This is a genomic window from Nonomuraea mangrovi, assembly GCF_042681425.1.
GTDB classification, from domain to species: Bacteria; Actinomycetota; Actinomycetes; order Streptosporangiales; family Streptosporangiaceae; genus Nonomuraea; species Nonomuraea mangrovi.
Genome location: NZ_JBHUFV010000083.1, coordinates 94,101 through 120,074 on the forward strand (window position 1 = coordinate 94,101; position 25,974 = coordinate 120,074).

Sequence of the window (25,974 nt, forward strand, 5' to 3'; positions counted from 1 at the left end):
GACAACCAGAACCCCGGGTGAGACCGTCGAACCATTGACACCCGCTGCGCATGGGGGCTGGTTTGGTTCCGGGTTACCGCGAAGTACGTCAGCTGGGCTCCGGCCGTACGGGCCGGGTCTTCCTCGCCACCTACCAGTCCACCGGCGCCTACGTGGCGATCAAGTATCTGAACGCCACCCTGCGCAGGGACGCCGAGTTCATGGAGCGGTTCAGGGCGGAGACGCCGGGTCTGGTGGAGATCGACGATCCCAACGTCGTGCGCTTCTACGAGTACGTCGAGACGCCGACCAGGACCGCCGCGGTGATGGAGCTGGTCGACGGGGTGTCGTTGCGGGCCATCCTGACCGAGCACCGCAGGACCAGCCCCGAGGCGGCGCTGGCCGTGCTGAAGGGGACGCTGCTCGGGCTGGCGGCGGCGCATGAGCGGGGCATCGCGCACCGGGACGTGAAGCCGGAGAACGTGCTGGTCCAGGCGGACGGGACGAGCAAGCTCGCCGACTTCGGGCTCGCCGTCCACGTGGAGGAGCCGGGGGTGCCCGCGGGCAGCCCGCCGTACATGGCGCCCGAGCTGTGGACGAGGGGAACGGCAGGCGTGCTCGCCGACCTGTACGCGGCGGCGTGCGTCCTGTTCGAGTGCATCACGGGCCGGCAGCCTTACCGGGCGCCCGATGTGGCGGCGCTGCGCGACAAGCACCTGGTCGAGCCGGTGCCTGTCGAGGTGGTGCCCGACGCGGTGCGCGACCTGCTGCGGCACGGTCTGGCCAAGGATCCCTCGGGCAGGCCGCGCTCGGCCAGGGAGTTCGCGGCCGCGCTGGAGTCCGCGGCCGTCGCCGGCTTCGGAACGGAATGGGAGAAGCGGGGTCGCAGGCACCTCGGCGAGCTGGCGACGCTGCTCGCGCTGCACTACCCGCTGGCCAACCCCGGCTCGCCGCAGGAGACGCCCGCCAGAGGGTCGCTCGTGCGCGAATGGCGGGTGCCCAGGCTGCCGCCGCACCTGTGGATCGCGGGAGGGGCACTGGTCACGACGCTGCTCGCGCTGCTGATCAGCGGGGGGCGGCTGCCGCCGGGGCCCGGCACCTTCCTCGCGCCTCCCCCCAAGTCGCCCTTCGAACTGGGTGCCACTCCCGTCGACTCGAAGCCGACGGCCAGGAAACCGGCCGCCAAGCCCACGGTGTCGAGGACGAGCGAGGGCAGGAGCGCCACGCCGACGAGCAGGCCGCCCGGCACGGCGGCCACCCCTCCACCGCCGACTCCGCCACCGACCCGACCGCCGGCCTCACAGCCGGGCCGGCTGTCCGTCTCCCCCTCAGGCTCGCCCCCTGCGCCGCCTCCGAGCCCGCCCACGAGCGCACCACCGAGGGCGGGCACGCTATCGCCCGCCGTCAAGTCGGCGGACATCGTCACATGGAGCGGGTCCGCGGGTGCGGTGAAGGTCGCGACCGACGGCACGGGGCCGGTACGGCTGCGCGTCAGTTACACCCGCAGGGACGGCGACGGGCCCTCCCGTACGGTCCACGAGGACGTCCGGGAGTTGAAGGGCAGGACCGCCTACACGGTGCCGCTGCTGCGGGATCTCGGCGAGGTGGCGTGCGGGAAGCGCGCCCACTTCGGGCTGATCGTGCAGACCGAGCGGGCGGCGGCGAACGGCCCGCAGATCAGCGAGGTCCCTGTGGACGGGCCGCCGTGCGCGTCGTCCCCGACGGGTTCCTCGCCCACGGCCACGTCCCCCACCGCCTCCTCGACGACGGCGGGCGCCACCCCGCCGGCGACCTCCTCCTCCACCACCGCGCCCGCCTCGGTCCCCGATCCGGACGCTCCCGAGCCACGGGTCACCTCCGAGCCGCCGACGTCGCAGGAGGCCGCCCCCGGCGACGACCTCTGGTCAGGAGCCACCACGCCACGGGCGTCCGGCGGCTCCTAGGGCCGCGGCGTAGCGGGCGCGGCCTCGACGAGGCCGCGGATGAGCAGGTCGAGGGCTTTCTCGAAGTCTCTCGCGGGGTCGGCGACGACCTCGGGCATGCTCTTGAGCAGCCTGCTGAAGTGCGGCAGGCGAGCCGGATCGACCTCGCGGACGTAGGCGCCGAACTCGCGCCGCCCCACGTGCTCATCGGAGTCGCCGGTGAAACCGCCCGTCGACAGCATCAGCGAGCCGAAGACCAGCGCGTTCACCGCTCCCAGCGCCCGCCATACTCCGACGTCGTCGAACCCGGCCTGGTAGAGGGCGCCCACCACGCCGTCGAGCGGCGCGAGCGCCCGTTCCGACGTCGGGTTCGACTGGTCCGTCACCAGAGCCAGCGGTACCACCGGGTGCCGGGCGAGGGCGTGGTACATGTTCCCGGCCACGACCCTGATCTGCTCCGGCCACGGCAGCGAGGGGTCGGGCCGCTCGATCGTGCTGAAGACGCGCTCCGCCAGGCCGTCGAGGATGTCGGCCTTGTTGGAGACGTGGTTGTAGAGCGACATCGCCTCCACGCCCAGGGACTTGGCCAGCCTTCGCATGGACAGCCCTTCGAGCCCCTCTTCCGCCGCCAGCGTCAACGCCGCATCGAGGATCTTCTCCCTGTTCAGGGGCTCGCGCCGGGACATCCATGGGCTCCTTGTGCCGTTGTGCCGATTGACAAAGCTTACACTGTATGTATGTACTTACGGCGTAAGCATACGGCGTAAGTAAGGAGTGGTTCGATGACGGACGTGGTGATCGTGGGCGGCGGGCCGGTCGGCCTGCTGCTGGCGAGCGAGCTGAAGCTGGCCGGCGCGGACCCGCTGGTGCTGGAGTCGGCCACCGGCGAGCAGCGGCGCACGCGGGACCTGGGGCTGCGCGGGATCAACGCACGCAGCATGCACACGCTGGGGCTGCGCGGGCTGACCGGGCCGCTGGTCGAGGCGCAGTGGGCGATGTTCCGCGGGATGGCGGCGCACCGGACGCCCCAGGACGAGCACGACGTCATCGGCTTCATGATGAGCCTGCTCGACAAGGGCGAGAGCGGCGGCCACTTCGCGGGGCTGCCGCTGTTCGGCGAGGTCACCAGGACACCCGAGCGTGTCATGATCAAGCAGCACCTGCTGGAGCGCGTGCTGGCCGACCGCGCCGAGTCGCTGGGCGTGCGCATCCGGTCCGCCTGCCAGGTGACGGACGTCGCCGACGAGGGGCCGTACGCGGTGGTCACGCTGGCCGGAGGAGAGACCCTGCGCGCGAGCTACGTGGTCGGGTGTGACGGCGGGCGCAGCACGGTGCGCAAGCGGGCCGGATTTCCCTTCGAGGGCACACCGGCGACCATGACGGGCCGCACCGCCGTCGCCGAGTTGGCCACGCCCGTCGCCTCGGCCATGCGCGGCCCCGGCGGCCTGCTGAACCTTTCGCTCGTGCCAGGCGAGATCGCCACCATCGAGTTCGACGGCGGCCCCGACGAGCGCCACGCGCCCGTGACGGCCGAGGAACTGCAGGGCAGCATCAGGCGGGTCAGCGGGAACGACGCGGTCGTCACCCGGGTGGAGGCCGGGATCCGCTACAGCGACAACACCCGCCACGCCGACACCTACCGCAGGGGCAGGGTCCTGCTCGCGGGGGACGCCGCGCACGTCCACTCGCCGATCGGCGGCCAGGGACTGAACCTGGGCCTACAGGACGCGGCCAACCTGGGCTGGAAGCTCGGCCTGGTGGCAAGGGGGCTCGCGCAGGAGGAACTGCTCGACACCTACACCGCCGAGCGGCACCCCGTGGCCGCGACGGTGCTGCGCAACACGCGGGCCCAGGTGGCGCTCATGCGGCCAGGCCCCCAGGTGGACGCGCTGCGCGAGGTACTCGGCGAGACGCTGCGCCTCCCCGAGACGCAGCGGCACTTCCTCGACATGGTCAACGGCACGGACATCGACTACGCGCCAGGCTCGGCGCACCCCCTGGTCGGCCGGTTCCTGCCCGACCTGGAGATCAAGGACGCCGGGTACGCCAGGGACCTGCAGGCCGACGGCCGTGGACTGCTGCTCGACCTGGCCGACTCCGCCGAGGTGAGAAGGACGGCCGCCGGACACGGCGACCGGGTCCGCGTGGTCACGGGGGCCGCGCGGGACGGCGCCGTGGAGGACCTCGCGGCCCTGCTGGTCCGCCCCGACGGGTACGTCGCCTGGACCGGCGCCGAAGGTCTCGCGGACGCGCTGACCACCTGGTTCGGCCCCGCCGTCTGAGGGAGCCTGCACCGGTTCCTCGCCCCGGTCGAGGACGTCCCGCGGACGCGACCGCGTGCCCTTGTGGGCCAACCAAGCGTGCGCTAGCTTGGCAGACGATGGACACCTACTGGGCCGCCTGCGCGCGCGGCGAGTTGGTCATTCAGCGATGCACGTCCTGCGAGCGGCGGGTCCACCTGCCCGCCCCCGCGTGCCCGTGGTGCGGCGGCGACGACCTCGTCTTCGAGCCGGTCTCCGGCGACGGGGTCGTGCACACCTTCACGGTGGTGCACCGCTCGTTCGTGCCCGAGTTCCGCGGGCGGGAGCCGTACGTGCTGGCCTGGGTGGACCTGCCGGAGGGGGCGCGCGCATTCGGCCGAGTGGTGGAGTGCCCGCCGGAGCGGGTGCGCATCGGGATGCCGGTGCGAGTGACGTTCAGCGACGAACTGCCGCAATGGAGGCCCAGGTGAACGTTTTCATCCCCGTCGAGGACGTCGGCAAGGCGGTCGCCTTCTACGGGCTGCCGGTGAAGTTCAGGGACGGCGACAGGTTCGCGCTGCTGGAGGGCGGGATCGGGCTCGCGGGCCCGGCCGAGCAGCTGACCGGCGCGACGGCGTTCTGCCTCAAGGTGGACGACCTGCCGCGTGCCGTACAGGACTTCCTCGAACGAGGCGGCGCGGTGGCGAGAGAGCCCGAGGCGGGCCCGCACGAGACGCGCGCGGTCCTGCGCGACCCCTCAGGAAACCTCTTCGTGCTCTACTCCCCAGGAGGTTCTCGATGACGCCCTACGGCAACTACGCCTACGCGATCCTGACGGCCGGGGCGCTGCGCACGCCCGACAAGGTGGCGCTGACCTACTGCGGCGAGCAGCACCTCACCTACGACCAGCTGAACAGGGCCGTCAACAGGCGCGCGCACGCGCTGCTCGCCGCGGGCGTACTGCCGGGCCAGCGGGTCGCGGCGCTGCTGAACGAGACCTTGACGGTGGCGGAGGTCTACCTCGCGCAGGCCAAGATCGGGGCCATCACGGCGGCGCTCAACCCCTACTGGCCGGTTGAGACGCTGCGGGCGGTCGTGGCCTCGTCGGGCTGCACGGCGTTCGTCCACGACGCCACCGTGGCGGGGATCGTCGAGGAGATCAGGCCCTCCCTGCCCGAGATCACCACCTGGATCAACGCCGAGGAGCTGACCTCGCAGGACGAGGGCGAGCCGCCGCCCGGCGCCGCCTTCGACGACCCGCTGGCGCTCTACTACACCTCGGGCACGACAGGGCTGCCCAAGCCCGTCGTCCACACGCACGCCTCGTCCCTCGCGACCGCGCAGATCTGGCTCGACGTGCCGCGCGCACCCGACTCGGTCTTCGGCACCGGCGCCATCATCTGGGGGATCGGCTTCCCCGCCATCGTCGGGCCCGCGCTCTACACGGGGATGCGGCTGGTGCTGGAGCAGGACTGGGGTCCCGCCAACTTCCTGAAGGTCGTCCCGAGGGAGAGGGTCACCCACGTCTCGCAGATTCCCTCCTTCTACGCGGCGCTGCTCGGCTCTGCCGAGCACGAGCAGGTGGACCTGTCCTCGATCAGCGTCATCATGCTCGGTGGCGAGCCGCTGACCGCGTCGCTGCTGTCGAGGATCAAGCAGCGGTTACCCGGCGCGGGCGTCTACTCCTACTACGGGCAGACCGAGGCCCCCTACACCTGCATGGGCAGGGTCGACGACGGCTCGACGCCGCTCGGCACCTCGGGCCGGGCCCGCACGGGCTGCGCCGTCGCGATCACCGACCCGTCGGGCGCGCGCGTCGTCGACACGGTCGGCGAGATCAACCTCGCGGGACCGCACCGCATGGCGGGCTACGACATGCTGCCCGACAAGACCGCCGAGGTGCTGCGCGGCGAGTGGTATGTCGGGGGCGACCTCGGCACGCTGTCGGCCGACGGCGTGCTGCAGGTGCTCGGGCGGCGCGAGGACGCCATCCTCAAGGGCGGCGTCTGGACCCAGCCCTCCACCGTCGAGGAGGCGGCCACCGCGCTCGACTCCGTGGCGGAGGCCGGCGCGGTCGGCGTGGGCGACGGCCGGATCCTGCTCGCGGTGGTGCCCATGACCGGGCAGGCGCTCGACTCCTCGAAGATCGCGCTCGCGCTGGCCGACACGCTGCCGCCGCACCAGCGGCCCGACGTGATCGTGGTCGCGGAGTCGCTCCCGCACTTCGCGGACGCCTCCGGCGGGCCCGGCAAGCTGCTGCGGCGCGAGATCAGAGAGATGTACCAGCACCTTGTGGACTGAACACCAGGTCAAGGAGCTGCTCAGGGAAGCCGGCGTCCCGGTGCCGCGCGGGGTCGCCGATCCCGCCCTCGCAGGGACGCTGACCCCTCCGCTGGTGCTCAAGTCCGCGGGCCTGCTGCACAAGACCGACGCGGGAGGGGTACGGCTCGGTCTGACCCACGACACGCTCGGCCCCGCCGTCGCCGAGATGCGCGACCGGCTCGGCGACGGGTTCCTGATCGAGGAGCAGGCCCCCGCGGGCGTCGAGCTGATCGTCGGGCTGGTCCGTGACCCGGGGTTCGGCCCGGTCCTGCTGGCGGGGCTCGGCGGGGTGTGGACCGAGGCGTTGCGCGACACCGCGCTCCGCCTGTGCCCGATCTCCGAGACCGACGCGCGGCGCATGCTGGCGTCGCTGCGCGGCTCCCCCCTCCTGTACGGCCACCGCGGCACGCCGCCCGTCGACCTCGACGCGGTCGTGAAGCTCCTGCTGACGATCGGCGGGCACGGCGGGCTGTGGGAACGGCTGGAGCTCGGCGAGTTCGAGCTCAACCCGGTGATCGCGAGTCCCTCGGGCGTGGTCGCAGTGGACGCCCGCTATCTCCCCTCGCCCTCCTCGCCGCATGTCCCGCCCCCCGCGCACGACTTCACCACCCTCTTCGAGCCGCGCAGGGTGGCCGTGGTGGGCGCGTCCACGAGCAGGCCGAACTTCGGGAACATGTTCCTGGAGTTCTATCTGGCGGCGGGCGCGGAGGTCGTCGCGGTCCATCCCACGGCCGCGTCCGTTGGCGGGGTGCCGGCGGTGCCTTCGCTCGCCGCCGCCGACGTGGACTACGCGCTGGTGGCCGTGCCCGCCTCACGCTGCGCCGAGGTGGTACGGGAGGCGCGCGGCGTGCCGTACACGCAGGTCATGAGCGGCGGCTTCGGCGAGGCGGGGCACCCGGACCTGGAGGCGGCGCTGGCCGGCGCGGCCCGCGAGGCAGGGACGCGGCTGCTCGGCCCCAACTGCATGGGCGTCTACTGTCCCAGGGGCAGGCAGACGTTCGTCGGCGGCGGGCTCGGGCCGCCGGGCACCGTCGCGCTGATCTCCCAGAGCGGCGGGCTGGCCGGGGAGGTGATCAAGGTGGGCGAGCGGCGGGGGCTGGCGTTCAGCAGGGTCGCCACCCTGGGGAACGCGGCCGACGTGACGCCCGCCGAGCTGCTGCGCTGGCTGTCGGCCGACCCGGCGACCTCGGTGGTCGGGCTGTACCTGGAGGATCCGCGCGACGGTCTCGCGCTGTTCTCGGCGCTGGCGGGATGCCCGTTGCCGGTCGTCATGCTGGTGGGCGGGCGCAGCGGCCAGGGCCGCAGGGCGGCGGCCTCGCACACCGGGGGGATGGTGAGCGACTCCAGGATCTGGCAGGCCCTCGCCGACCAGACCGGCGCCACCCTCGTCACCACCCAGGACGCCCTGATCGGCACCCTGTCCTACTTCCAGTCCCACGCTCCCCGCCGCCCCCCGCCCGCCCCGCCCCACCCCGGCCACCGCTCCGCTTCCGGCCGCTCCAGCGATCCAGGCGCGGGGGCCGGCCGCCACTCCGGCTCTGATCCAGGGGAGAGCCCCGGGCCGAGGGCCGAGCGTGCTGGGGTGCTGGTGATCGGGCCCAGCGGAGGCGCGGGCGTGCTCGCCGCCGACGCGTTCGACGACGCAGGTCTCACCCTCGACCCCCTCCCCGACGACGTGCTCGACGACCTCAAGGCCATCGGCCTGGGCGTGGGGAGCTCGTTGGCCAATCCGCTGGAGGTCCCCGTCGGCCCCAGGGTCCGGCCCGACCTCGTCAAGCAGGTGATCGCCACGATCGTCCGCCGCCTGCCGTACCAGGACGTCGTCGCCCACGTGAACGTGCAGAGCTTCTTCACCTACGGCACCAGCGCCGAACCCCTGCGTGACTACGCCCGCCACCTGGGCGAGGTCGAGGGCGTCAGGGTCACGCTCGTCACCAGGAACGGCGAGTTCGCCCCGCCGGCCGTGGAGGACGAGATCAGGGCGATCGCTGCAGAAGCGGGCATACCCGTATATCGATCCATGGAGGCGGCAGCGATCGCCGTCGCCGCCGGTCAACGTTTCTACGGAGGCACCGATGGGACTGCTTGACGGCAAGGTCGCGCTGATCACCGGCGGCGCGCGCGGCATGGGCGAGGCGCACGTGCGGCTGTTCGCGGAGGAGGGCGCGCGGGTCGTCTTCGGTGACGTGCTCGACGACGAGGGCAAGGCCCTGGCAGAGGAGACCGGCGCCGTCTTCGTCCATCACGACGTGACGAGCCCCGCCGAGTGGGAGCGGGCGGTCGGCACCGCCGTCGAGGCACACGGCAGGCTGGACGTCCTCGTCAACAACGCGGGCATCCTGAAGTACGGCCGGATCGGCGACATGCCGCTGGAGGTCTTCGAGCAGGTCGTCGACGTCAACCTGAAGGGCACCTGGCTCGGGGTGAAGTCCGTCATCGAGCCCATGAAGGCGGCCGGACGCGGCTCGATCGTCAACATCTCCTCCATCGAGGGGTTCATCGGCGCGTCGGGTCTGTCCGCCTACGCCGCCTCGAAGTTCGGCGTGCGCGGCGTCACCAAGGCGGCGGCGCGCGAGCTGGCGCGTTTCAAGATCCGCGTCAACTCGGTCCACCCTGGCGCGATCAACACCCCGATGGTCACCGACCCCGACCTGATGGCCGAGGTCGACGGCGAGGCGTTCATGAAGTCGATGGTCATCAAGCGCTTCGCCAAGCCGGTCGAGGTCTCGCACGTGGTGGCGTTCCTGGCCTCGGACCGGTCCAGCTACTGCACGGGAAGCGAGTTCACCGTCGACGGCGGCATGCTGACCGGCGCGGGCTACTAGCCTTCGGCGCCGCAGGCGGCACGTCACTCGTGGACGGGGACCTCGGCGCGCGAGTCACCGTCCGCCCCGGTGAGCCGGGCGGGCCCGCTCGGCGTCCGGGTGGGCCTGGCGACGGTGTCGCGCTCGATCATCGCTCCACCGCCGCCACCAGGCTGCCGTCGTCGGTCCATCCTGGCAGCCGGTAGCCGTCCAGCCGGCGGGTCGCCCCCGTCGCGGGGTCGACGGCCATGACCTTCACCTTCCACCTGTTCCCTGCATCGTGCTCCCCGGTCTTGACGGTCAGCACGCCCGCCCGCCAGGCCAGGCCGTACGCCGAGGGGTCCAGCGACGCCCCGCCGGCCAGCCACCGCCCGGTCTCCAGGTCGTATCGGCGCACCCTGCCCTGGTCCAGGGTCACCAGCGTGGCGCCGTCCGCCGACAGCGCGAGGTCGGAGAGCACGATGTCCTGCGGCGGGGTCCAGGAGGCGGCCGTGCCGTCCGGCTTGTGCGCCGACACCTGGAGGGTGCCGTCCCGCAGCGTCCGCCTGGACAGCACCTCGTCGCCGTCCTCGCTGAACCCTGCGAGCTCGCCGCCCACGGGCAGCGGCACGGTACGGCCCGTGCCGACCTCGACGAGCGCGTCGGGAACGTCCTCCGCCCGCCGTCCGCCGGCGCGCCGCTCGGCGTAGTGGTCGATGAGCAGTCGCTCGCCGTCCTCGGAGAGCCACATGGCCTTGACGTGCTCGCCGGAGGGCCCGACGAAGTCCTCACCGCCCGCGAACGAGGCGACGACCACGCGCAGGTCAGTGCTGCGGACGTAGGCGAGATGCAGGCCGTCCCCGCTGATCACGACCGGAGCGGCGTCCCACGGGGAGGTCGTGGCCCGCGCGACGGACAGGCTCTTCCGCTTGCCGTCGGCGAACTGCAGCTGCCACGTGCCGGTCGGCACCTCGCCGTCGCGGGCCGGGCGGGCCTCCAGCCACGCGGCTCGAAGAGGTGTCGGGCCCGATGCGAAGCCACCGCTCAGCACCTGCGCCACCAGGACGAACGCGAACGTGCCGTACAAGATCTTCACTTTTGGTTGGACCCGGAAGACTCACCCCCGGTTGACAACGAATCGATAACGGTCACCGACCGTGACGCTTTCGTCCGGGTCAGACGTGCCACATGCGAGGGCCAGGACCAGGCCGGCCGTCGCGGCCACGCCCTGGCCGGACCGGCGCCCGGCACGCGGGGCGAGCCGTCCCCCCGCGTGCCTGACGGTCCGCCCGTCGCGCGGGGCGGGCCGTCAGGCATGGCGTTGACGCCCCGCCGGAGGGATCAGAGGCCGATCCAGGCCGTGGGGGTGATGAACAGGCCCGTGGCCTCCACCAGCGGCTCGCCGTCCGGCAGCGCGATGCGCCCCTCCGCCCACGTCTTGCGGCCCTCGGTGCGGGTGTACTCGGCGGTCGCGACCAGATCCGTCCCGTACGGCACCGGCCTGCGGTAGCGGACGGTCAGCGTGCCCGTCATCCCCGCCGAGCCCGCGGTGGCGACGGCCTGCCCGAGCAGATGGTCGAGCATCATGGCGCTGATGCCGCCGTGGACGCCGTTCGGCGGACCCTCGTGCAGCGGCCTGAACACCACTTCGGCCCGTACCCCTCCGTCGTACACCTCGATGGCCAGGGGGAGCGCGTGCGGGTTGGCGGCGCCTGTGACCGCGTTGCCGAGGTGCCTGAGCGTGCCGTCGGGGGCGATCTCGAACGGCTGCGGGGTCTGGCGGACCGTGGCGCGCAGGCGTTCGGTGACCGCGGTGAGGGTGGCGGTGGCGGCCGTGAGATCCGCCTCGGCGACATCGGTCAGCGCGACCGCGTCCATGAGCTCACGGGTCTGCTGGGCAAGGGCGCAGAGGGCGGCGAGGCGGGATTCCTCGGTTCCTAGTTCGACCGACATGCGGCACACCTTACCGAACCCTATTCGGTAGATCTTTTCCGGATATGTCGGTTTTCGGGAGAATTCCCTGAAGGGCCGTTGACCTGCGGTTTCAACTCGGCGGATGGCTTTGCCGATACATGGGGAGTGCTTGACCTGCCGGTTCCCAAGGTAGCCTCCAACCTCACGAGCCCCATCGTGCACGGAAGGTCCCTTCATACTTCCATGACCCCAGAGACCAGCAAGCTCATCAAGCTCCTCGAAAGCGAACTCGGCTACTCGGAGGGCCACGGCGCGTACACCAAGTTCGGCGACTGGTACGGCAAGACGGTCGAGTTCGACGCCGACTACAGCGGCGCACCCTGGTGTGACATGTTCCTGTCCTGGGCCGCGCACAAGCTGGGCTACGAGGAGTGGGTCGGGCAGTTCGCCTACACCGTCGCGCACGCGGAGTGGTTCAAGGAGAAGGACGCGTGGGGGACCAAGCCGAAGCCCGGCGCGCTGGTCTTCTATGACTGGAGCGGCTCCAACAAGATCGACAACATCGACCACGTGGGCATCGTCACGAAGGTCGAAGGGGACACGATCTTCACGATCGAGGGCAACATCGACGGCGGCGTCGCCAAGCGCAAGGAACGCGACCAGAGCAAGGTCGTCGGCTACGGCTACCCGGACAAGATCAAGAAGAGGCTCGAGGCCGCCAAGCTGAAGGAGGCCGAGGTCGACGGGTCGCTCCCGCCCGACACCGGGCCAAGCGAGGTCGACAGGCTCCAGTTGCCCCCGCAGTCGGAGACGACGGGTGTCACCGCGCTCATCCCCAGGCGCGAGACCGCCTCCCCCGCCCCCTCGGTGTCCGCGGCAGGCGAGCACGCGACCGCGCCCAGGGTCTCGCCCTCCGCGCCCGCCCGTTCCGCCGACACGCCCGCGGCGACCGCGGGGCAGACGCGGCCCGGCAAGAAGGGCAAGCACGCCAAGCCCGCCACCGCCGACACCGAGGCGGTCACCCGCGAACCCGTCACCGCGTTCACGGACGCCTCGGCCACCACCCAGGTCCCCAACCTCGGGTCCCCCGCCATCATCGGGCCGGTGCTGCTGGCCGCGCTCGGCCTGCTGGCCGTGGCCCGCACCCGCCAGCTAAGGGTACGGCCGGCCGCCTCCCGCAGGCCCGCCGCCGGCCCGTCCGCCGACCGGCGACTCGACACCAGGCCAGAGTTGCAGCCCGACCGCCGCACCGGCCGCCGCCGCGCCGCCGGGACCCGCCGCCGCGGGACCGGGTCGGTGCCCCCCGTCGAGCCGCTGTTCACCCCGGCGACCACCACGCCCGACGTGTCCCCCGTGGCAGCGGCGACGACCCCCTTTGTCCCATTCGAGACCGCGGAGTCGGCTCCCTTCGCCGCTCCGGGCCTGGCGGCGGCGTCCAGTGTGGCGACCACCGGTTTCGACGCGCTGCCCGGCTCCGCCCGGTCCGACCTCGACGCGGCCGCCGCGCTGGCGGCGGGGCTGGAGACCTCGAACGCGATCCTCGCCGAGCTGGAGTCCTCGGCCACCACGCCGTTCGACGCGTTCGGCACGGCCGCCGACGACATCCTGAGCACGGACCTCAACCTCTTCGGAAGCGGACCCAACCCCTTCAGGAACGACGACGACATCCTGAACACCGACCTCAACCTCTTCGGAAGCGGACCCAACCCCTTCAGGAACGACGACGACATCCTGAACACCGACCTCAACCTCTTCGGAAGCGGACCCAACCCCTTCAGGAACGACAGCCTGGAGAGCGCCCTCGCCTCGGGTACCGGTCACGACGTCCTGGAGGCATGGGAAGGGTCCGCCTTCGCCGCCGCCCACGAGAACAGGTCGCTCGACGGCTACCGGGGCAGGCGCCGCAGCAGGGAGCACCCGGCGGACGAGACCACCACGTTCAGGCCGGACGCCCCGGCCCGCGGCCGCCGCCACCGCGCCTCGGAGACCGTCAGGGCCCACCGCGCGACCTCGACCGGTGCCCCGGCCACGACGTTCTCCCCTGACGCCCCGCTCAGAGGCCGCCGCCACCGGCCGGCGGCCCCGGCCCGCTCGGCCGCCCAACCGGCCCCCGCCCGCTCGATCGTCCCGCACGCCCCGGCGGGTCCCCAGCCGGCCACGAGCCGGGCGGTCATCCAGCCCCCGCCCGTCCCCGAGTCGTGGGAGACCCTGTGGGAAGCCGTCGGGAGGGAAACCGCCGAGAGGGAACCTGTCCTCGCCGGCGCGGGCGCCTCCCCCGAGAGGGACACGGCGGGCCGTACCGCCAGAGGCAGGAAGGGCCGCCACCGCGCCTGACCGGCACCGTGGAGGTCAGACCCCGTACGCGGCGGCGAAGGCGGTCAGGCGGTCCACGGCGTCGCGGGTGCGCGTCCACGGGCGGACGATCAGCCGGTCGACGCCCATCGCCGCCCACTCGGCCACCTCCTCCGGTTCCGTCAGCCCGTAGGCGTGCACGGTCACCGAGAAGGGCCGGCCGTCGCGCAGCTTCGCCAGGCGCTCCAGCTGCGGCCGGGCCGACTCCAGCGTGTGCGGCATGCTGATCCAGCCGTCGCACAGGGTGGCGGCCCTGCGCAGCGCCGCCGCCGACTCGCCGCCCGCGAGGATGGGAAGCGGGCGCTGGATCGGTTTCGGCTCGAAGGCGACCTCGGGGAAGGTGAAGAACCGGCCGGAGTGTGCCACCGTCTCCTCCGACCACAGGCGGCGGGTCACCTCGATGGCCTCGTCGAGGCGGGGCCCGCGGGTGGCGAAGTCGACTCCCGCGGCGATCCACTCCCCCGGGTACCACCCCGCCCCGACGCCGCAGAGGGCGCGCCCGCCGGAGACGATGTCGAGGGTGGCGAAGGCCCGCGCGGAGACGAAGGGGTGGCGCAGCGCGTAGAGGTGCACCGCCGTACCCAGTCTGATCGTGGACGTGAGCCCCGCGAGCCAGCACAGGTAGGCGGGGGCGTCGAACAGCGGAGTGTGCGGCGTGATGCCGGGCGTGGAGGAGCCCGGATAGCGGGCGAGCGACAGGTCGGTGGCGAAGACGAGGTGCTCGGGCATCCACAGCGATTCGAAGCCGAGCTCGTCGGCCGCGACGGCGACGTCCTTCCACGCGGCGGGGTGGATGAGCCCGAGAGGGACGCCGAACCTCACGCGCCGAACACCGCCTCCGTGACGCGCGCCCTGTGGACGGCGGTGGTGCCGTAGGCGCCGGTGAGCGACCAGGTCCTGGCCAGCCAGAAGCGCAGGTCGAGCTCGTCCGTGTAGCCGATGGCGCCGTGCACCTGGAGCGCGGTGCGGGCGGCGAGCGCCGCGGCCTCACCTGCGGCGACCTTGGCGGCGCTGGCGTCACGGTCGGCGCGGCCCCGCGGCGGTGACCCCTCGCCGTCCACGGTGAGCGCGGCACGGTGGACCAGGGGCGCGGCGAACTCGACCGCGATCGCCACGTCCGCCAGCTGGTGCTTGACCGCCTGGAACGCCCCGATCGGCCGCCCGAACTGGGTCCTGGTCCTGGCGTGGTCGACCGACCTCGCGAGCAACGCCCTGGCCACGCCGACGAGCTGTGCCGACACTCCGACCGTCACCCTTCGCGTGAGCAGGTCGGCGCCCGCGAAGGGCTCGCCCTGGCCCGCCGCTCTCACCGAGAACGGCACGCGCCCAGGGTCGACCCCCGGGGACGGCTCCAGGACCGGGTTCGCCACCACGTACCCCTCCACGTCCACCACCGCCTCTGCCAGGTCGGCGTCCAGCGCCACACCGTCGACGAGGAGGGCGGTGCGCCCCGCGAGCGGCAGGTGCGGCGCGGCGGCCAGGCTCTCCACGACCGGCCCCGGCATGGCCGCCCGGCCCGTCTCCTCGATGGCGGGGATCACGTCGATCAGCGAGAGACCCAGCCCGCCCGCCTCCTCGTCCACCAGAGCGGTGAAGAACCCGAGCTCGGCCAGCTGCTTCCAGCCCGACCCGCGGTCCGAGGGGTGGCAGTGGTCGCGCAGCACCTCCCGTACGGCGGCGCCGAAGGAGAGCTGCTCGTCGGTGAAGGTGAAGTTCATCGGGGCAGCCCCAGGACGCGTTCGGCGATGATGTTGCGCTGGATCTCGTTGGTTCCCGCGTAGATCGGCCCGGCGAGGGAGAACACGTACCCGTCGAACCACGGCGTCGCCGCGGCGCCCTGGCCCAGGAGTTCCATGGCGAGAGTGTGCATGCGCACGTCGAGCTCGGACCAGAAGACCTTGCCCAGGCTCGTGGTCGCGCCGAGCTCGCCCCTGACGGCTCCGAAGGTGTGCAGCCGGTAGGCCTCGGCGTCGATCAGGCACCTGGTCGCCCTGTCCCGCAGCACCGGATCGGCGTCGCGGGCCAGGGACACCAGCCGGTCGGCGGTGGCGAGGAAGCGTCCGGGACTGCGCAGCGTGAGACCGCGCTCGGACGACGTGGTCGCCATCGCGATCTTCCAGCCCTGCCCGACCTCGCCCAGGACCATGTCGTCGGGCACGAAGACCCCGTCGAAGAACAGCTCCGCGAAGCCGTGGGTGCCGTCGAGCTGGGCGATCGGCCTGACGAGCACGGCGTCGAGCGGGAAGAGGAAGTACGTCAGCCCGTGGTGGCGCGAGCCCGAGGTCCTGAACAGGCCGAAGCCGTGGGAGGCGAAGGCGGCGCGGGAGCTCCACGTCTTCTGCCCGTGGAGGAGCCAGCCGCCGTCCACCCTGACCGCTCGCGAGGTGAGCGCCGCCAGGTCGCTGCCCGCCTCAGGCTCCGACCAGGCCTGTGCCCACACGTCCTCCGCTCGCGCCATCCTCGGCAGGAGTCTGGCCTGCTGTTCGGGCGTGCCGAAGGCGAAGAGGGTGGGCGCGAGCAGGAAGATGCCGTTCTGGCTGACCCTGCCGGGGGCGCCGGAGGCCCAGTACTCCTCTTCGAAGATCAGCCACTCGATCAGGGAGGCGGACCGCCCGCCGTACTCCTCGGGCCACGAGACCACCGACAGGCGCGCGCCGGCCAGGTCCGCCTCCCACGCGCGGTGCGCCTCGAAGCCCTCACGCGTGTCCATGGAGGGCAAGCGATCGGGTAGGTGACCCGCGAGCCAGTCCCTCACTTCCTCGCGGAAGGCCTCCTCGGCGGGGGTGAAGTCGAGATCCACTCACCCAACCTAGCGCACGCTTGGTTACTTGAGAAGGTCGACGAGGCGCTCCGCCAGCGGGGTGGCGCTGGCCGGGTTCTGGCCCGTCACCAGTCGGCCGTCGACCACGACCTGCGGCTGCCAGTCGGGCGCGGGCTCGTGCCTGGCCCCCTTGGCCACCAGGGCGTCGGCCAGCAGGAACGGCACGATCTCGTCCACTCCCGCGGCCTTCTCCTCGGCATTGGTGAAGGCGGCCACGCGCCTGCCCGCCACCAGCGGGGTGCCGTCGGACAGCGTCATGTTCACCAGCGCGGAAGGGCCGTGGCAGACGGCGGCCACCACGCCGCCGCCCTCGTAGACCTCCCTGCCGATACGGGCGACGTCCGCGTCGGCCGGGAAGTCCCACATGGTGCCGTGCCCGCCGGCGAACAGGACCGCGTCGAATGCGCGGCCGTCGAGGTCGGCGAGCCTGCCCGCGTCGCGCAGCTCGTCGGAGGCGAGGAAGGCGGACTGCGCGGCATCGTCGGGGTCGTACCCGTCCTGCGGCGGCTGCCCACCGAGGACGCTGGCCACCTTCACCTCGAACCCGGCCTCGCGGAAGGCATGCCACGGATGGGCGGCCTCGGAGACGTAGTAACCGGTCTTTCGCGCCCCACCCAGGTCGTCATGGCTGGTCAGGGCGATCAGAATGCGCTTGCTCATGCCCTCGATGATGCTCCGCCACAGCCATCAGCCACAAATAGCCGAACCCGTCATCAGGCATCATGATGCTGATATGTCGCTTTCACTGGACCTGCTCAGGACCTTCCTCGCCGTGCACCGTACGGGCTCGATCACGGCCGCCGCGCAGACGCTCGGCCTCTCGCAGCCCGCGGTGACGGCGCAGGTCAAAGCGCTGGAGGCGGCACTGGACCGGCCGCTGTTCGACCGGTTGCCCAGAGGGGTCGCGCCGACCGCCGCGGCCGACGAGCTGGCCAGGCGGGTGGCGGGTTCGCTCGACGCGCTGGCCGAGGTGGTGGGCTCCGAGCTGCCCTCCATGCGGAGCGTGCATCTGGGCGGTCCGGCCGAGTTCGTGTGCGTGGAGGTGGTGCCCGTGCTCGCACCGCTGGTCGCGGAGGGGCTGGTGCTGCGCACCACGTTCGGGCTGACCGACGACCTGCTGGCCGAGCTGGCGGCGGGGCGGCTGGACCTGGTGATCTCCACGGTACGGCCGCGCGTGCGCGGCGTGCAGGCCGAGGCGCTCTACGACGAGGAGTTCGTGCTGGTGGCGGCTCCGGGTGTGCCGACGGACGCGCCAATCATCTCCTACGCGGAGGACCTGCCGATCATCAGGCGGTACTGGCGGACGGTCTTCGGACGCCGGGCGAGCATGACGGCAGGGGCGATCATCCCCGACCTGCGCGGCGTGCTGGCCGCGGTGCGCGCAGGAGCGGGCGTCTCGGTGCTGCCCGCCTACCTGTGCGCCGACGACCTGGCGGCGGGACGGCTGGTCGCGCTGGCGTCGCCGCAGGTCCCGCCGCTCAACACGGGCTATCTCGCGGTCGCCTCCGGCGCCCTGGCCAGGCCCGCGGTGGCCGCGGTGTACCGGCATCTGCTCGAGGAGTTCAGGAGCAGGCTGGCGCCCGCCCGGTGACCCGCCAGCCCGGCGAGCCGGCTCCTCGGTGACCTGACTCCTCGATGACCTGACTCCTCGATGACCTGGCTACTCGGTGACCTTCGGGTGACCTAACGACGGTGACCCGGCGGCTCGATGACCCGGCTACTCGGTGAGCCGGGCGGCGAAGGCGTCGAGCTCGGCGGCGATCTCGGCGGAGATGCCGTGGCGGGGCAGGCGCGAGGCGAGGGCCGTACCGAAGCCGGCCATCCTGACGGTGTCGTCGATGAACGCGTCGAGGTTCTCCGGCCAGGGAAAGGAGGGCTGGCTGATCACGAGCGACGCGCACCCGTGCGCCGCCGACCACAGCCCCAGCGCGAGCGTCTGCGGGTCGCCGCGCAGCACGCCCGCCGCCACGCACGCCGAGACCGCCTCCACCATGTAGCCGAAGCACGCCTCCGCCGCCGAGCCCGAGCCCTGCCGCATCATCAGCACCCGGTACTGCGCGGGGTGGTCGAGCGCGAACCGCACATAGACCCTGCCGCACCTGCCCAGTGCCCTGAACGGGTCGCCGACGCCGCGCGCGGCATCGCGCATCCGCCGTTCGAGCTCGTCCCATGCGCGCAGGCAGACCGCCTCGATCAGCGCGTCCTTGTCGGCGAAGTGCAGGTAGACCGACGGCGTCGAGACTCCCGTACGGCCGGCGACCGCGCGCAGCGTCAACGCCCCCTCGCGCCCCGTCTCGACCAGGAGCTCCTCGGCCGCCGCGAGGATCTCCTCGCGCAGCCGCACTCCTTCACCAGGATTGGCGCGAACCCGCTTCATCCCTTCAGGTTGACACCGTCAGCTTGACGACGTCAATGTGGCCATATGACGACTTTTAGGGATGCGACCGCTGTTGCCCCGCGCGCGGACGGTGGATTCGACGCCACGCTGGACGAGAAGTGGAGCGTGGGCGACAAGGCACACGGCGGCTACCTCCTGGCCGTCATGGGAAGAGCCGCCATCGAGAGCGCGGGACAGGACCACCCGCACCTGACCGCGGTGAGCGGCTCGTTCATCTCGCCTCCCTCGTTCGGGGCGGTGCGGATCGACGTGGAGACGCTGCGCAGGGGCAAGGCCGTCACCCAGGTTCGCGCTCGCATGTCCCAGAACGACGCTCCGCTGGTCGAGGCGCTGATCACGCTCGGCAGGCTCACCGAGGACGACCCGTGGTGGTCGGGGCTCGAGCCGGTGGAGCTGCCCGACGAGCAGGAGTGCTGGCTGTCGCCCACCGAGCCGCCGGGCGCGGGGATGCGGGTGCCGCTGATGGAGGTCGTCGAGCAGCGGCTCAACCCCGCCCATCTCGCCTTCGCCTTCGGCGAGCCCGCCCGCCAGGGCGTCATCGCCGGCTGGCAACGCCTGGCCGACGGCTCCGACTGGGACCCGCTGTCGCTGCTGGTCGCCATGGACCCGGTGCCGCCGGTCTCCTTCGACCTCGGCGCGCCCGGCTGGGTGCCCACGATCCAGCTGTCGGCCTACATCAGGCGGCTGCCCGCCCCGGGGCCACTCAGGGTACGGCTGACCGCGTCCGACGTGACGGCCGAGCGGATGGACGAGACCGCCCACGCGTGGGACGCCAAGGGCCGCCTCGTCGCCCAGGCCACCCAGCTCGCCGCCGTTCGCACCCCTGCCCAGCCGTAGATCGCCCGGGTGATCACCCGGGTGATCACACTGCCGCCCGGCCGACGACCGCACGGCACCACGGCAACTCAGCCGTAGATCGCCCGGGTGATCACGCTGCCGCCCGGCAGCTCACCACGGCGGCTCAGCCGTAGATCGCCCGGGTCATCACCACGGCGCAGGTCTCGATGGCCTGCGCCGACTGGTCCTCCGCGAGCACCGCGAACTTCATCCGCACCAGCGCCCGCGCCAGCCCGTCCTCGGGCGGTCCCGCGCAGGCCCGCCCCGCGGCCCTCTCCCGCTCGATCCTGGCCGCCGCCTGCCCGATGTACCCCTCGACCACCCGCGCCCTGAACTCCGCGAACTCCGGATCCTCCGCCAGCAGCGCGGACCGCAGCAGCGCCCCGTGCTCGCCCCACAGCCGGGCACTCACCCCCAGCGCCTCCCGCAACGCCGCGGGGTCGTCGCCCGCCCCGTCCAGCCAGCCCCTGGCCGCCGCCTCCATCTCCCGCGCGATCTCCGTCAGCAGCGCCTCCAGCACCGCGGTCTTGGAGTCGAAGTAGAAGTAGAAGCTCGACCGCGAGATCCCCGCGCCCGCCGCCAGCCTGTCGATCGTGATCTGCCCGGGGGGAACGGTCTTGAGCAGTTCCTTCGCCGTCTCGACGATGGCCTGTTCCCTGCGGTCGCCCTTGGTCATCCCCGTACGCCTCTTCATAAAATCAACACTACGCCGGGAATAGTCGACATGATGTCGATTATTGTCATGAGCATGAAGACTCTCTACACCGCCATCGCCACCGCCTCCGGCCGTGAGGGCCGGGCCGCCACCAACGACGGCAAGCTGTCCGTCACCCTTGCCCACCCCGTCGAGCTGGGCGGCTCCGGCGAGGGCACCAACCCCGAGCAGCTGTTCGCCACCGGTTACGCGGCCTGCTTCGCCAGCGCCATGCAGAACGTGGCGCGCAGGATGAAGCTGGACGTCTCCGACGCGTCTGTCACCGCGGAGGTCGGCCTCGGGAGCATCGGCGAGGGCAGGTTCGGCCTGGAGGTGACGCTCAGGGTGGAGCTGCCCGACGAGCTCCACGGCGAGGCGGGACAGCGGCTCGTCGAGGCCACCCACCAGGTCTGCCCCTACTCCAACGCCACCCGCGGCAACATTTCCGTCGACCTCGTCATCGAGTGACCCGCGCGCGCCTCGCCGCCCGGCCGATCCCGCCCCGAAGCCGCCTCGCGGCCGGCCGGGACAGGCGGATCGCTCACCGGCTCGGCCGAGACGAGCAGAGCGGACTTCGGGGCCGCCGGGACAGGCGGACCGCGCACGGCACAGCCGGGACAAGCGGACCGCTCACCGGCTCGGCCGAGACGAGTGGACGGATCGTGGGGTCAGCCGAGATAGGCGGCGCGCACCACGGGGTCGGCCCTGATCGAGGACGGCGGACCCGTCGCGATGACCTTGCCGAGGTCGAGGACGACAAGGTGGTCGCAGGTGTCCATGACGAAGCCCATGTCGTGCTCGACCAGCAGCACCGTGGTGTCGAGCGCGGCGATGACCTCGCGCAGCCGTGCCGTCTGGTCGGCGTCGAGGCCCGAGGTCGGCTCGTCGAGCAGCAGGACGGCCGGACGGTCGGCGAGCGCGCGAGCCAGCTCGACCAGCCGTCGCTGGCCCACGGGCAGCGCGGCCGCGTAGGCGTCGCGCAGCGCCGGCAGCCCGCACAGGTCGAGGACCTCCTCGACCCGCTCGCGCCGCGCCGCCTCCAGCCGTCGCCTGCCCGGCAGGCCCGCGAGGTCGGCGAGCACGCCGCCGCCCCCGCCGCGCCACTCCATGGCGGCCAGGACGTTGTCGGCCACGGTGAGGCGGCCGAAGACCTGCGTGCGCTGGAAGGTCCTGCGCAGCCCCGCCCGCGCCCGCCGTACCGCGGAGACGCCGGTCACGTCGGTGCCCGAGACCAGCACGCGCCCGGACTGCGGGCGGCGCAGGCCCGAGACCACGTCGAACAGCGTGGTCTTGCCCGCGCCGTTCGGGCCGATCACGCCGCAGACCTGCCCCTCCGGCACGGCGAACGAGACCTCGGACAGCGCGCGAACCCCGCCGAAGGCCACGCAGACGCCCTCGACGGCCAGCGCGGACGCGGTCATGACGCGACCCTCAGGCCGGCGGCGGTCGGGCGGTCGACGTCCATCCCGATCATCACGACACCTCCGGGCACACTCCCCCACAGACCGCTCGCGTCCACCACGGTCACCATCACGACACCCCCAGGTAGGCGGCGGTGAGCCGGTCGGCGTCCACCTCGGAGCGGGGGCCGGTCCAGGTGACGCGGCCGAGCCGCATGAAGGCCACTCTGTCGGCCACCGCCAGCGCCTCGGTGGCCTTCTCCTCCACCAGCAGCAGCGCCACCCCGCGCCCGCGCAGTTCGGCGAACAGGGCGAAGACCTGCTCGACGACCAGCGGGGCCAGGCCGAGCGACGGCTCGTCGGCGATCAGCACCCGGGGCGGCCTGACGAGGGCAGACGCGAGCGTGAGCAACTGCTGCTCCCCGCCCGACAGCGCTCCCGCGAGCACGGTACGGCGGGCGGCCAGGTGCGGCATCCGCTCGTAGACCTGGTCGGGCGCGTCCAGCCAGGTCCGCAGGTTCTCCTCGACGGTCAGTCCAGGGAACACGCCGCGCCCCTCGGGGGCCAGGAACACTCCCTCGCGGGCGCGCCTGTGGGCGGGGCTGCCGGTGACGTCGTGGCCGTCGAGCAGCACCCTGCCCGTGGTGACCGGCACGTCCCCGGCCGCGACGGCGCAGGTGGTGGACTTGCCCGCGCCGTTCGCGCCGAGGAGGGCCAGCACCTCGCCCGCCCTGATCGCCACGTCGACGCCGCGCAGGACGGTCACGTCGCCGTAGCCGGCCACGACCCCTTCGAGGCTGAGCACCGGCGCGGGCCCCGGCGACCCCTCCCACCGGACCCCGGCCAGGTCTTCAGGGGAGTCTCCGGAGAGCGCGGCGACGGCCCGTCCTCCTGGCGGCCCCTCCCACCGGGCTCCGGCCGGCTCTTCGGGGGAATCTCCGGAGAGCGAGGCGACGGCCCGCAGGACGGCCGGGTCTCCGGGGACCCCGCCGGGGAGCGGGGCGGGTTCCCGCTGTTCGCCGCCGACCCCGGCCTGCTCGGAGCCGGGCGGCGGAGAGGGGGCGGCGGTCCGGCGATCGCGGTCCGCATAGGGGGGCACGACCGCCCGGGCGGCGCGACGGCGGTGGCGGGCCTCGGCGAGCTGGGCGAGAACCCCGTCGGGATGCTTGGCGAGGATCATCCCGCCGGTGCCGAACAGGATCGCGCCCACGTGCGCCGAGATCTCCCACCCCGCCAGCAGCTCGGGGAAGATCGCCGCGATGAGACCGCCGAGCACCGCCCCGCCGATCCTGCGCACGCCCTGCAGCACCACCACGGCCAGCCACACGAACCCGGCGAACGCCGGAAGGTCCGTCGCCGTGATCGACCCCTTCGACGTCGCGTACAGCACCCCGCCCAGCCCGGCGATCGCCGACGCCAGCGCGAACAGCATGATCTTCGTGCGTGGCCCCGACACTCCGACGGTCGCCGCGGCGGCGGGCGCCGACCTGACGGCCAGGATCGCCCTGCCGGACACCGACCGCTCCAGGTTGCGGACCACGACCCCGGCCAGCCCGATGAGGACGAGCAGGAGCACGACCCGCACGCGTGGATCGGTGGTGTCGGCGAAGCCGAACGAGAGGGCGGGCAGCGGCCAGCCGATGGTCCCGTTGCTGAAGGCGTCGACCTGGAAGAGCACCTGGTCGGCCAGGAGAGCCAGGGCGAGCGTCGCCAGCGTGAGGATCCGTCCGCCGAGCCGTAGCGCCGGAAGCGCCACCAGCACCCCGACGGCCGCGGCCGCCAGCACCCCCAGCAGGATCGCGACGGGGAACGGCCAGCCGGAGGAAAGGGCCCACCCGCACGTCAGCGCGGCCATCGCGGCGAAGGCCGCCTGCGCGAGATTCACCATCCCGCCGATGCCCGTGACCACCACGAACGAGCAGAAGATCAGCGCCAGCACGAGCCCCTGCGCCACCACGCCCACGTAGAAGTCGTCGGCGGGCCTGGTGAACGTCCAGGCCAGCAGCGCCGCCAGCGAGACCAGCCATGGCAGCCTTCGCCGCCAGCCGGGCAGGTCGGCCAGGTAGTCGGGCGGCGGGGTGTCCTGGGCCGCGCTGCCCGCCACCCGCTCCCGCGACCTGTTCAGCAGCACGAGCCCGACGAACAGGAGGATCACGGGTACGGCGGTGCGCAGCCCGGTGATCTCGGCGGCGAAGTCCGCGTAACCGGCGACCAGGTTCTGCACCACGCCGAGGCCGAGCCCCGCGGCGAACGTCCACGGGATCGAGCGCAGCCGCCCGAACACCGAGGCGGTCGCCGAGGCGAACAGCAGCACGGTGAACGCCCCGGAGTCCAGCCCCACCACGGGGACGGCCAGCACTCCCGCCAGGCCCGCCAGGCCCGAGCTGAGCGTCCACGCCAGCGCCGAGGTGGCGTCGGCGTCGATCCCGCGCAGCGTGGCCAGCCCGCGCCGGTCGACGGAGGCCCGCATCCGCAGCCCGTACGGCGTGTGCCGCATGAACAGCCACAGCCCCGCCGCCACCAGCGCGGCGACGCAGAACGTGATGACCTGGTCGGAGTCGAAGGCCATCCCGGCGAGCGAGACCTCGGCGGCGGGATAGGGCCCGACACCGTGCGGAAGGGCGGTGGCGTCGGCGGGCGGCAGGCCGAGCGGCTCGGCCACCAGGTCGGCGACCAGCAGTCCGAGCGCCGGAAGCGCGATCGTCAGCCCGATCGTCGCCACGATCTGCGCGGTCTCGCCCGCGTGGGCCAGGCCCCTGAACATCGCCTTGTGCAGGCCGTACCCGAGCAGCGGGGCGAAGCCGAGGACGGCGAGCAGGGCAGCGGCCCACCCGGGCCAGCCGAGGCCGACGTTGAGCTCGAAGAAGACCAGCGCGGTCAGGAAGCCGACCGCCCCGTGCGCGAAGTTGAACACACCCGTGGCCGCGTAGGAAAGGGTCAGGCCCGACGCCATCACCGCGAAGACGGCGCCGGTGACCAGTCCGCTCAGGACGTAGGCGAGCATCTACTTGAGCGGCACGTTGTCGAAGCACTTCATGCTCCTGGCGACCTGGTAGGCGCCGTTCTGGAGCGTGACCAGCGCGCCGCAGCCGTTGGGCTCGTCGTGGTCCTTGGGGTACTGGATCTTCCCGAAGCCCGCGTTCTCGTAGGTGAACGCCCCGTTGCCGGTGGCGAGGAACTTCTCGCGGGTGAGGTCCTTGCCCGTCTGCTCCAGCATCTTCAGGAAGATGTCGGCCGACCAGTAGCCGATCGCCAGGTGCTGGGTGAGCGTGGCGCCGGGGGCGACCTTCTCCACGTCCTGTTTGAGCTGGGCGATCTCGGGGGCGCTCGACTCGAAGGGTTCGAACATGGGCGCGGCGATCACGCCCTCGAGCGCCTGCGCGGTGGCGGCGTCCTTGAGGATGGCGGCGTCGTAGCTGGTGGCGTCGCTGAGCACGCCCTTGTACCCGGCCTTCTTCAGCGCGGCGTAGAGGCCCACGTTGAACTTGGTGCCCGCGATGATCGACACCACGATGTCGGGTGGCGCGCCCCCGTTCGAGGTCATGATCTTGTCGACGTAGGGCAGCCAGTCGGCGGGCGGAGCGGCGGCGGGCAGCGCCGAGTTGAGCCCGACGAGCTCGAACCCGGCGGCCTGGAAGGACTGGGAGATGGTCTTGCCACCGTACTTGCTGCCGCTCGAGTCGGACGTCTGCACGTAGACGGTCTTGCCGGCGGCGCCGCCGAGCAGGTCGGCCATCTGGTTGCCCCACCAGGTCTGCGAGCCCGCGCCCGCCTTGGGAGCCAGGCAGCCGTTGTAGCCGAAGCCCGTCTTGGTGCCGCACCACTGCGGGCCGGTCGCCCAGCCGAACCACGGCACGCCCTGCTGTTCGAGGAAGACCGCGCCGCCGAAGTTGGGGGCGTGGACGGGGACGAGCGCGAACACCTTGTCCTTCTGGACGAGCTTCTTGGCCGCCGCGTCGCCCTTGGCGGCGTCCTGGGTGTCGTCCTCGGCGCCGAGGAACTCGATCTTCCTGCCGTGCACGCCGCCCGCCGCGTTCGCCCGCTCGAACCTGGCCTTGGCGCCGATCTCCGCGTCCTTGGTCGAGTAGCCGCTCGCGCTGGTCTTGGTGAGCACCCCGCCGACCTTGACCGTCGTGTCCGTCACTCCCGGGGTCTGTCCACCGCCGCCCGGAGCCGCCGTCCCCTGTTGCGCCGCGCACCCCGCGAGCGTCACCACCGCTGCCAGCACCACGAGTTCTCGCCGCAACCCAGCCTCCGCCTTTTCGGCCTAGCGCTCGCTTGGTTTTGCGTCAGAGTAGGTTCGAGCGGAATG

The 25,974-nt window shown here is 72.5% G+C and carries 23 protein-coding genes; 11 read left to right on the plus strand and 12 right to left on the minus strand.

Annotated features, from left to right (window positions below; genetic code table 11):
• The first annotated feature begins 62 nt into the window (after positions 1-62).
• On the plus strand, positions 63-1,922 hold the full coding sequence (locus ACFSKW_RS49310; protein WP_379581815.1) for a serine/threonine-protein kinase: 1,860 nt from the start codon (positions 63-65) through the stop codon (positions 1,920-1,922).
• Here ACFSKW_RS49310 and ACFSKW_RS49315 read toward each other — a convergent pair.
• Positions 1,919-2,587 (minus strand): TetR/AcrR family transcriptional regulator C-terminal domain-containing protein, encoded by a 669-nt coding sequence (locus ACFSKW_RS49315; protein ID WP_379581817.1) that lies wholly within the window; start codon positions 2,585-2,587, stop codon positions 1,919-1,921. The two genes, ACFSKW_RS49310 and ACFSKW_RS49315, sit on opposite strands and share 4 nt — an antisense overlap.
• Positions 2,588-2,683: 96 nt before the next feature.
• Between ACFSKW_RS49315 and ACFSKW_RS49320 the strand changes: the two genes are divergently transcribed.
• From ACFSKW_RS49320 to ACFSKW_RS49345, 6 genes are all read left to right on the plus strand, one after another.
• Positions 2,684-4,183 (plus strand): FAD-dependent monooxygenase, encoded by a 1,500-nt coding sequence (locus tag ACFSKW_RS49320; RefSeq protein WP_379581818.1) that lies wholly within the window; start codon positions 2,684-2,686, stop codon positions 4,181-4,183.
• Between the two features lie 98 nt (positions 4,184-4,281).
• Positions 4,282-4,632: a Zn-ribbon domain-containing OB-fold protein gene (locus ACFSKW_RS49325; protein WP_379581819.1), complete on the plus strand. Its 351-nt coding sequence runs from the start codon at positions 4,282-4,284 to the stop codon at positions 4,630-4,632.
• A complete protein-coding gene (locus ACFSKW_RS49330) occupies positions 4,629-4,943 on the plus strand; it encodes a VOC family protein (RefSeq protein WP_379581820.1) in 315 nt (104 codons plus the stop codon). Before ACFSKW_RS49325 ends, ACFSKW_RS49330 begins: the two co-directional genes overlap by 4 nt.
• A complete protein-coding gene (locus ACFSKW_RS49335; RefSeq protein ID WP_379581821.1) occupies positions 4,940-6,442 on the plus strand; it encodes a class I adenylate-forming enzyme family protein in 1,503 nt (500 codons plus the stop codon). Before ACFSKW_RS49330 ends, ACFSKW_RS49335 begins: the two co-directional genes overlap by 4 nt.
• Positions 6,432-8,552 (plus strand): acetate--CoA ligase family protein, encoded by a 2,121-nt coding sequence (locus tag ACFSKW_RS49340; protein WP_379581822.1) that lies wholly within the window; start codon positions 6,432-6,434, stop codon positions 8,550-8,552. The genes ACFSKW_RS49335 and ACFSKW_RS49340 overlap by 11 nt, the downstream gene beginning before the upstream one ends.
• A complete protein-coding gene (locus ACFSKW_RS49345; RefSeq protein ID WP_379581824.1) occupies positions 8,539-9,288 on the plus strand; it encodes a glucose 1-dehydrogenase in 750 nt (249 codons plus the stop codon). Before ACFSKW_RS49340 ends, ACFSKW_RS49345 begins: the two co-directional genes overlap by 14 nt.
• A gap of 127 nt (positions 9,289-9,415) precedes the next feature.
• Here ACFSKW_RS49345 and ACFSKW_RS49350 read toward each other — a convergent pair whose 3' ends face one another.
• Positions 9,416-10,333, minus strand: coding sequence for a hypothetical protein (locus tag ACFSKW_RS49350; protein ID WP_379581826.1), 918 nt, complete (start codon positions 10,331-10,333; stop codon positions 9,416-9,418).
• A 254-nt stretch (positions 10,334-10,587) separates the two neighbouring features.
• The gene (locus ACFSKW_RS49355) at positions 10,588-11,199 is read right to left on the minus strand and encodes a PaaI family thioesterase (protein ID WP_379581828.1); all 612 of its coding nucleotides are present in this window, start codon (positions 11,197-11,199) and stop codon (positions 10,588-10,590) included.
• A 204-nt stretch (positions 11,200-11,403) separates the two neighbouring features.
• Between ACFSKW_RS49355 and ACFSKW_RS49360 the strand changes: the two genes are divergently transcribed.
• Complete coding sequence (locus ACFSKW_RS49360; RefSeq protein WP_379581830.1) at positions 11,404-13,494, plus strand: CHAP domain-containing protein; 2,091 nt, start codon at positions 11,404-11,406, stop codon at positions 13,492-13,494.
• Positions 13,495-13,509: 15 nt separating this feature from the next.
• On the opposite strand, the gene ACFSKW_RS49365 is transcribed toward ACFSKW_RS49360, so the two are convergent.
• Genes ACFSKW_RS49365 through ACFSKW_RS49380 form a run of 4 tightly spaced genes read right to left on the minus strand, consistent with a single transcriptional unit; the run spans position 13,510 to position 16,993 of the window.
• Positions 13,510-14,334, minus strand: coding sequence for a TIGR03619 family F420-dependent LLM class oxidoreductase (locus tag ACFSKW_RS49365; RefSeq protein WP_379581832.1), 825 nt, complete (start codon positions 14,332-14,334; stop codon positions 13,510-13,512).
• Entirely contained in the window at positions 14,331-15,230 is a 900-nt protein-coding gene (locus ACFSKW_RS49370) for an acyl-CoA dehydrogenase family protein (protein ID WP_379581834.1), read from the minus strand. The genes ACFSKW_RS49365 and ACFSKW_RS49370 overlap by 4 nt, the downstream gene beginning before the upstream one ends.
• Positions 15,227-16,312, minus strand: coding sequence for an acyl-CoA dehydrogenase family protein (locus ACFSKW_RS49375; RefSeq protein ID WP_379581836.1), 1,086 nt, complete (start codon positions 16,310-16,312; stop codon positions 15,227-15,229). Before ACFSKW_RS49375 ends, ACFSKW_RS49370 begins: the two co-directional genes overlap by 4 nt.
• A 24-nt stretch (positions 16,313-16,336) precedes the next feature.
• Positions 16,337-16,993 carry a type 1 glutamine amidotransferase domain-containing protein gene (locus ACFSKW_RS49380; protein WP_379581838.1) on the minus strand — a complete coding sequence of 219 codons (657 nt, stop codon included), beginning with the start codon at positions 16,991-16,993 and terminating at the stop codon, positions 16,337-16,339.
• 73 nt (positions 16,994-17,066) lie between these two features.
• Between ACFSKW_RS49380 and ACFSKW_RS49385 the strand changes: the two genes are divergently transcribed.
• Positions 17,067-17,924: a LysR family transcriptional regulator gene (locus ACFSKW_RS49385; protein ID WP_379581840.1), complete on the plus strand. Its 858-nt coding sequence runs from the start codon at positions 17,067-17,069 to the stop codon at positions 17,922-17,924.
• A 126-nt stretch (positions 17,925-18,050) separates the two neighbouring features.
• On the opposite strand, the gene ACFSKW_RS49390 is transcribed toward ACFSKW_RS49385, so the two are convergent.
• Complete coding sequence (locus tag ACFSKW_RS49390) at positions 18,051-18,710, minus strand: TetR/AcrR family transcriptional regulator (protein ID WP_379581842.1); 660 nt, start codon at positions 18,708-18,710, stop codon at positions 18,051-18,053.
• A 45-nt stretch (positions 18,711-18,755) separates the two neighbouring features.
• Here ACFSKW_RS49390 and ACFSKW_RS49395 point away from each other — a divergent pair, with 45 nt between their 5' ends.
• Complete coding sequence (locus ACFSKW_RS49395) at positions 18,756-19,568, plus strand: thioesterase family protein (RefSeq protein WP_379581844.1); 813 nt, start codon at positions 18,756-18,758, stop codon at positions 19,566-19,568.
• Positions 19,569-19,692: 124 nt separating this feature from the next.
• On the opposite strand, the gene ACFSKW_RS49400 is transcribed toward ACFSKW_RS49395, so the two are convergent.
• On the minus strand, positions 19,693-20,262 hold the full coding sequence (locus ACFSKW_RS49400) for a TetR/AcrR family transcriptional regulator (RefSeq protein ID WP_379581846.1): 570 nt from the start codon (positions 20,260-20,262) through the stop codon (positions 19,693-19,695).
• Between the two features lie 54 nt (positions 20,263-20,316).
• Between ACFSKW_RS49400 and ACFSKW_RS49405 the strand changes: the two genes are divergently transcribed.
• Complete coding sequence (locus ACFSKW_RS49405; protein WP_379581848.1) at positions 20,317-20,730, plus strand: organic hydroperoxide resistance protein; 414 nt, start codon at positions 20,317-20,319, stop codon at positions 20,728-20,730.
• A gap of 200 nt (positions 20,731-20,930) precedes the next feature.
• Here ACFSKW_RS49405 and ACFSKW_RS49410 read toward each other — a convergent pair whose 3' ends face one another.
• The 3 genes from ACFSKW_RS49410 to ACFSKW_RS49420 form a co-directional block, all read right to left on the minus strand.
• The gene (locus tag ACFSKW_RS49410; RefSeq protein WP_379581850.1) at positions 20,931-21,683 is read right to left on the minus strand and encodes an ABC transporter ATP-binding protein; all 753 of its coding nucleotides are present in this window, start codon (positions 21,681-21,683) and stop codon (positions 20,931-20,933) included.
• 109 nt (positions 21,684-21,792) lie between these two features.
• A complete protein-coding gene (locus ACFSKW_RS49415; protein ID WP_379581852.1) occupies positions 21,793-24,666 on the minus strand; it encodes an ABC transporter permease subunit in 2,874 nt (957 codons plus the stop codon).
• The gene (locus ACFSKW_RS49420; protein ID WP_379581854.1) at positions 24,667-25,908 is read right to left on the minus strand and encodes an ABC transporter substrate-binding protein; all 1,242 of its coding nucleotides are present in this window, start codon (positions 25,906-25,908) and stop codon (positions 24,667-24,669) included.
• Positions 25,909-25,974 lie beyond the last annotated feature (66 nt).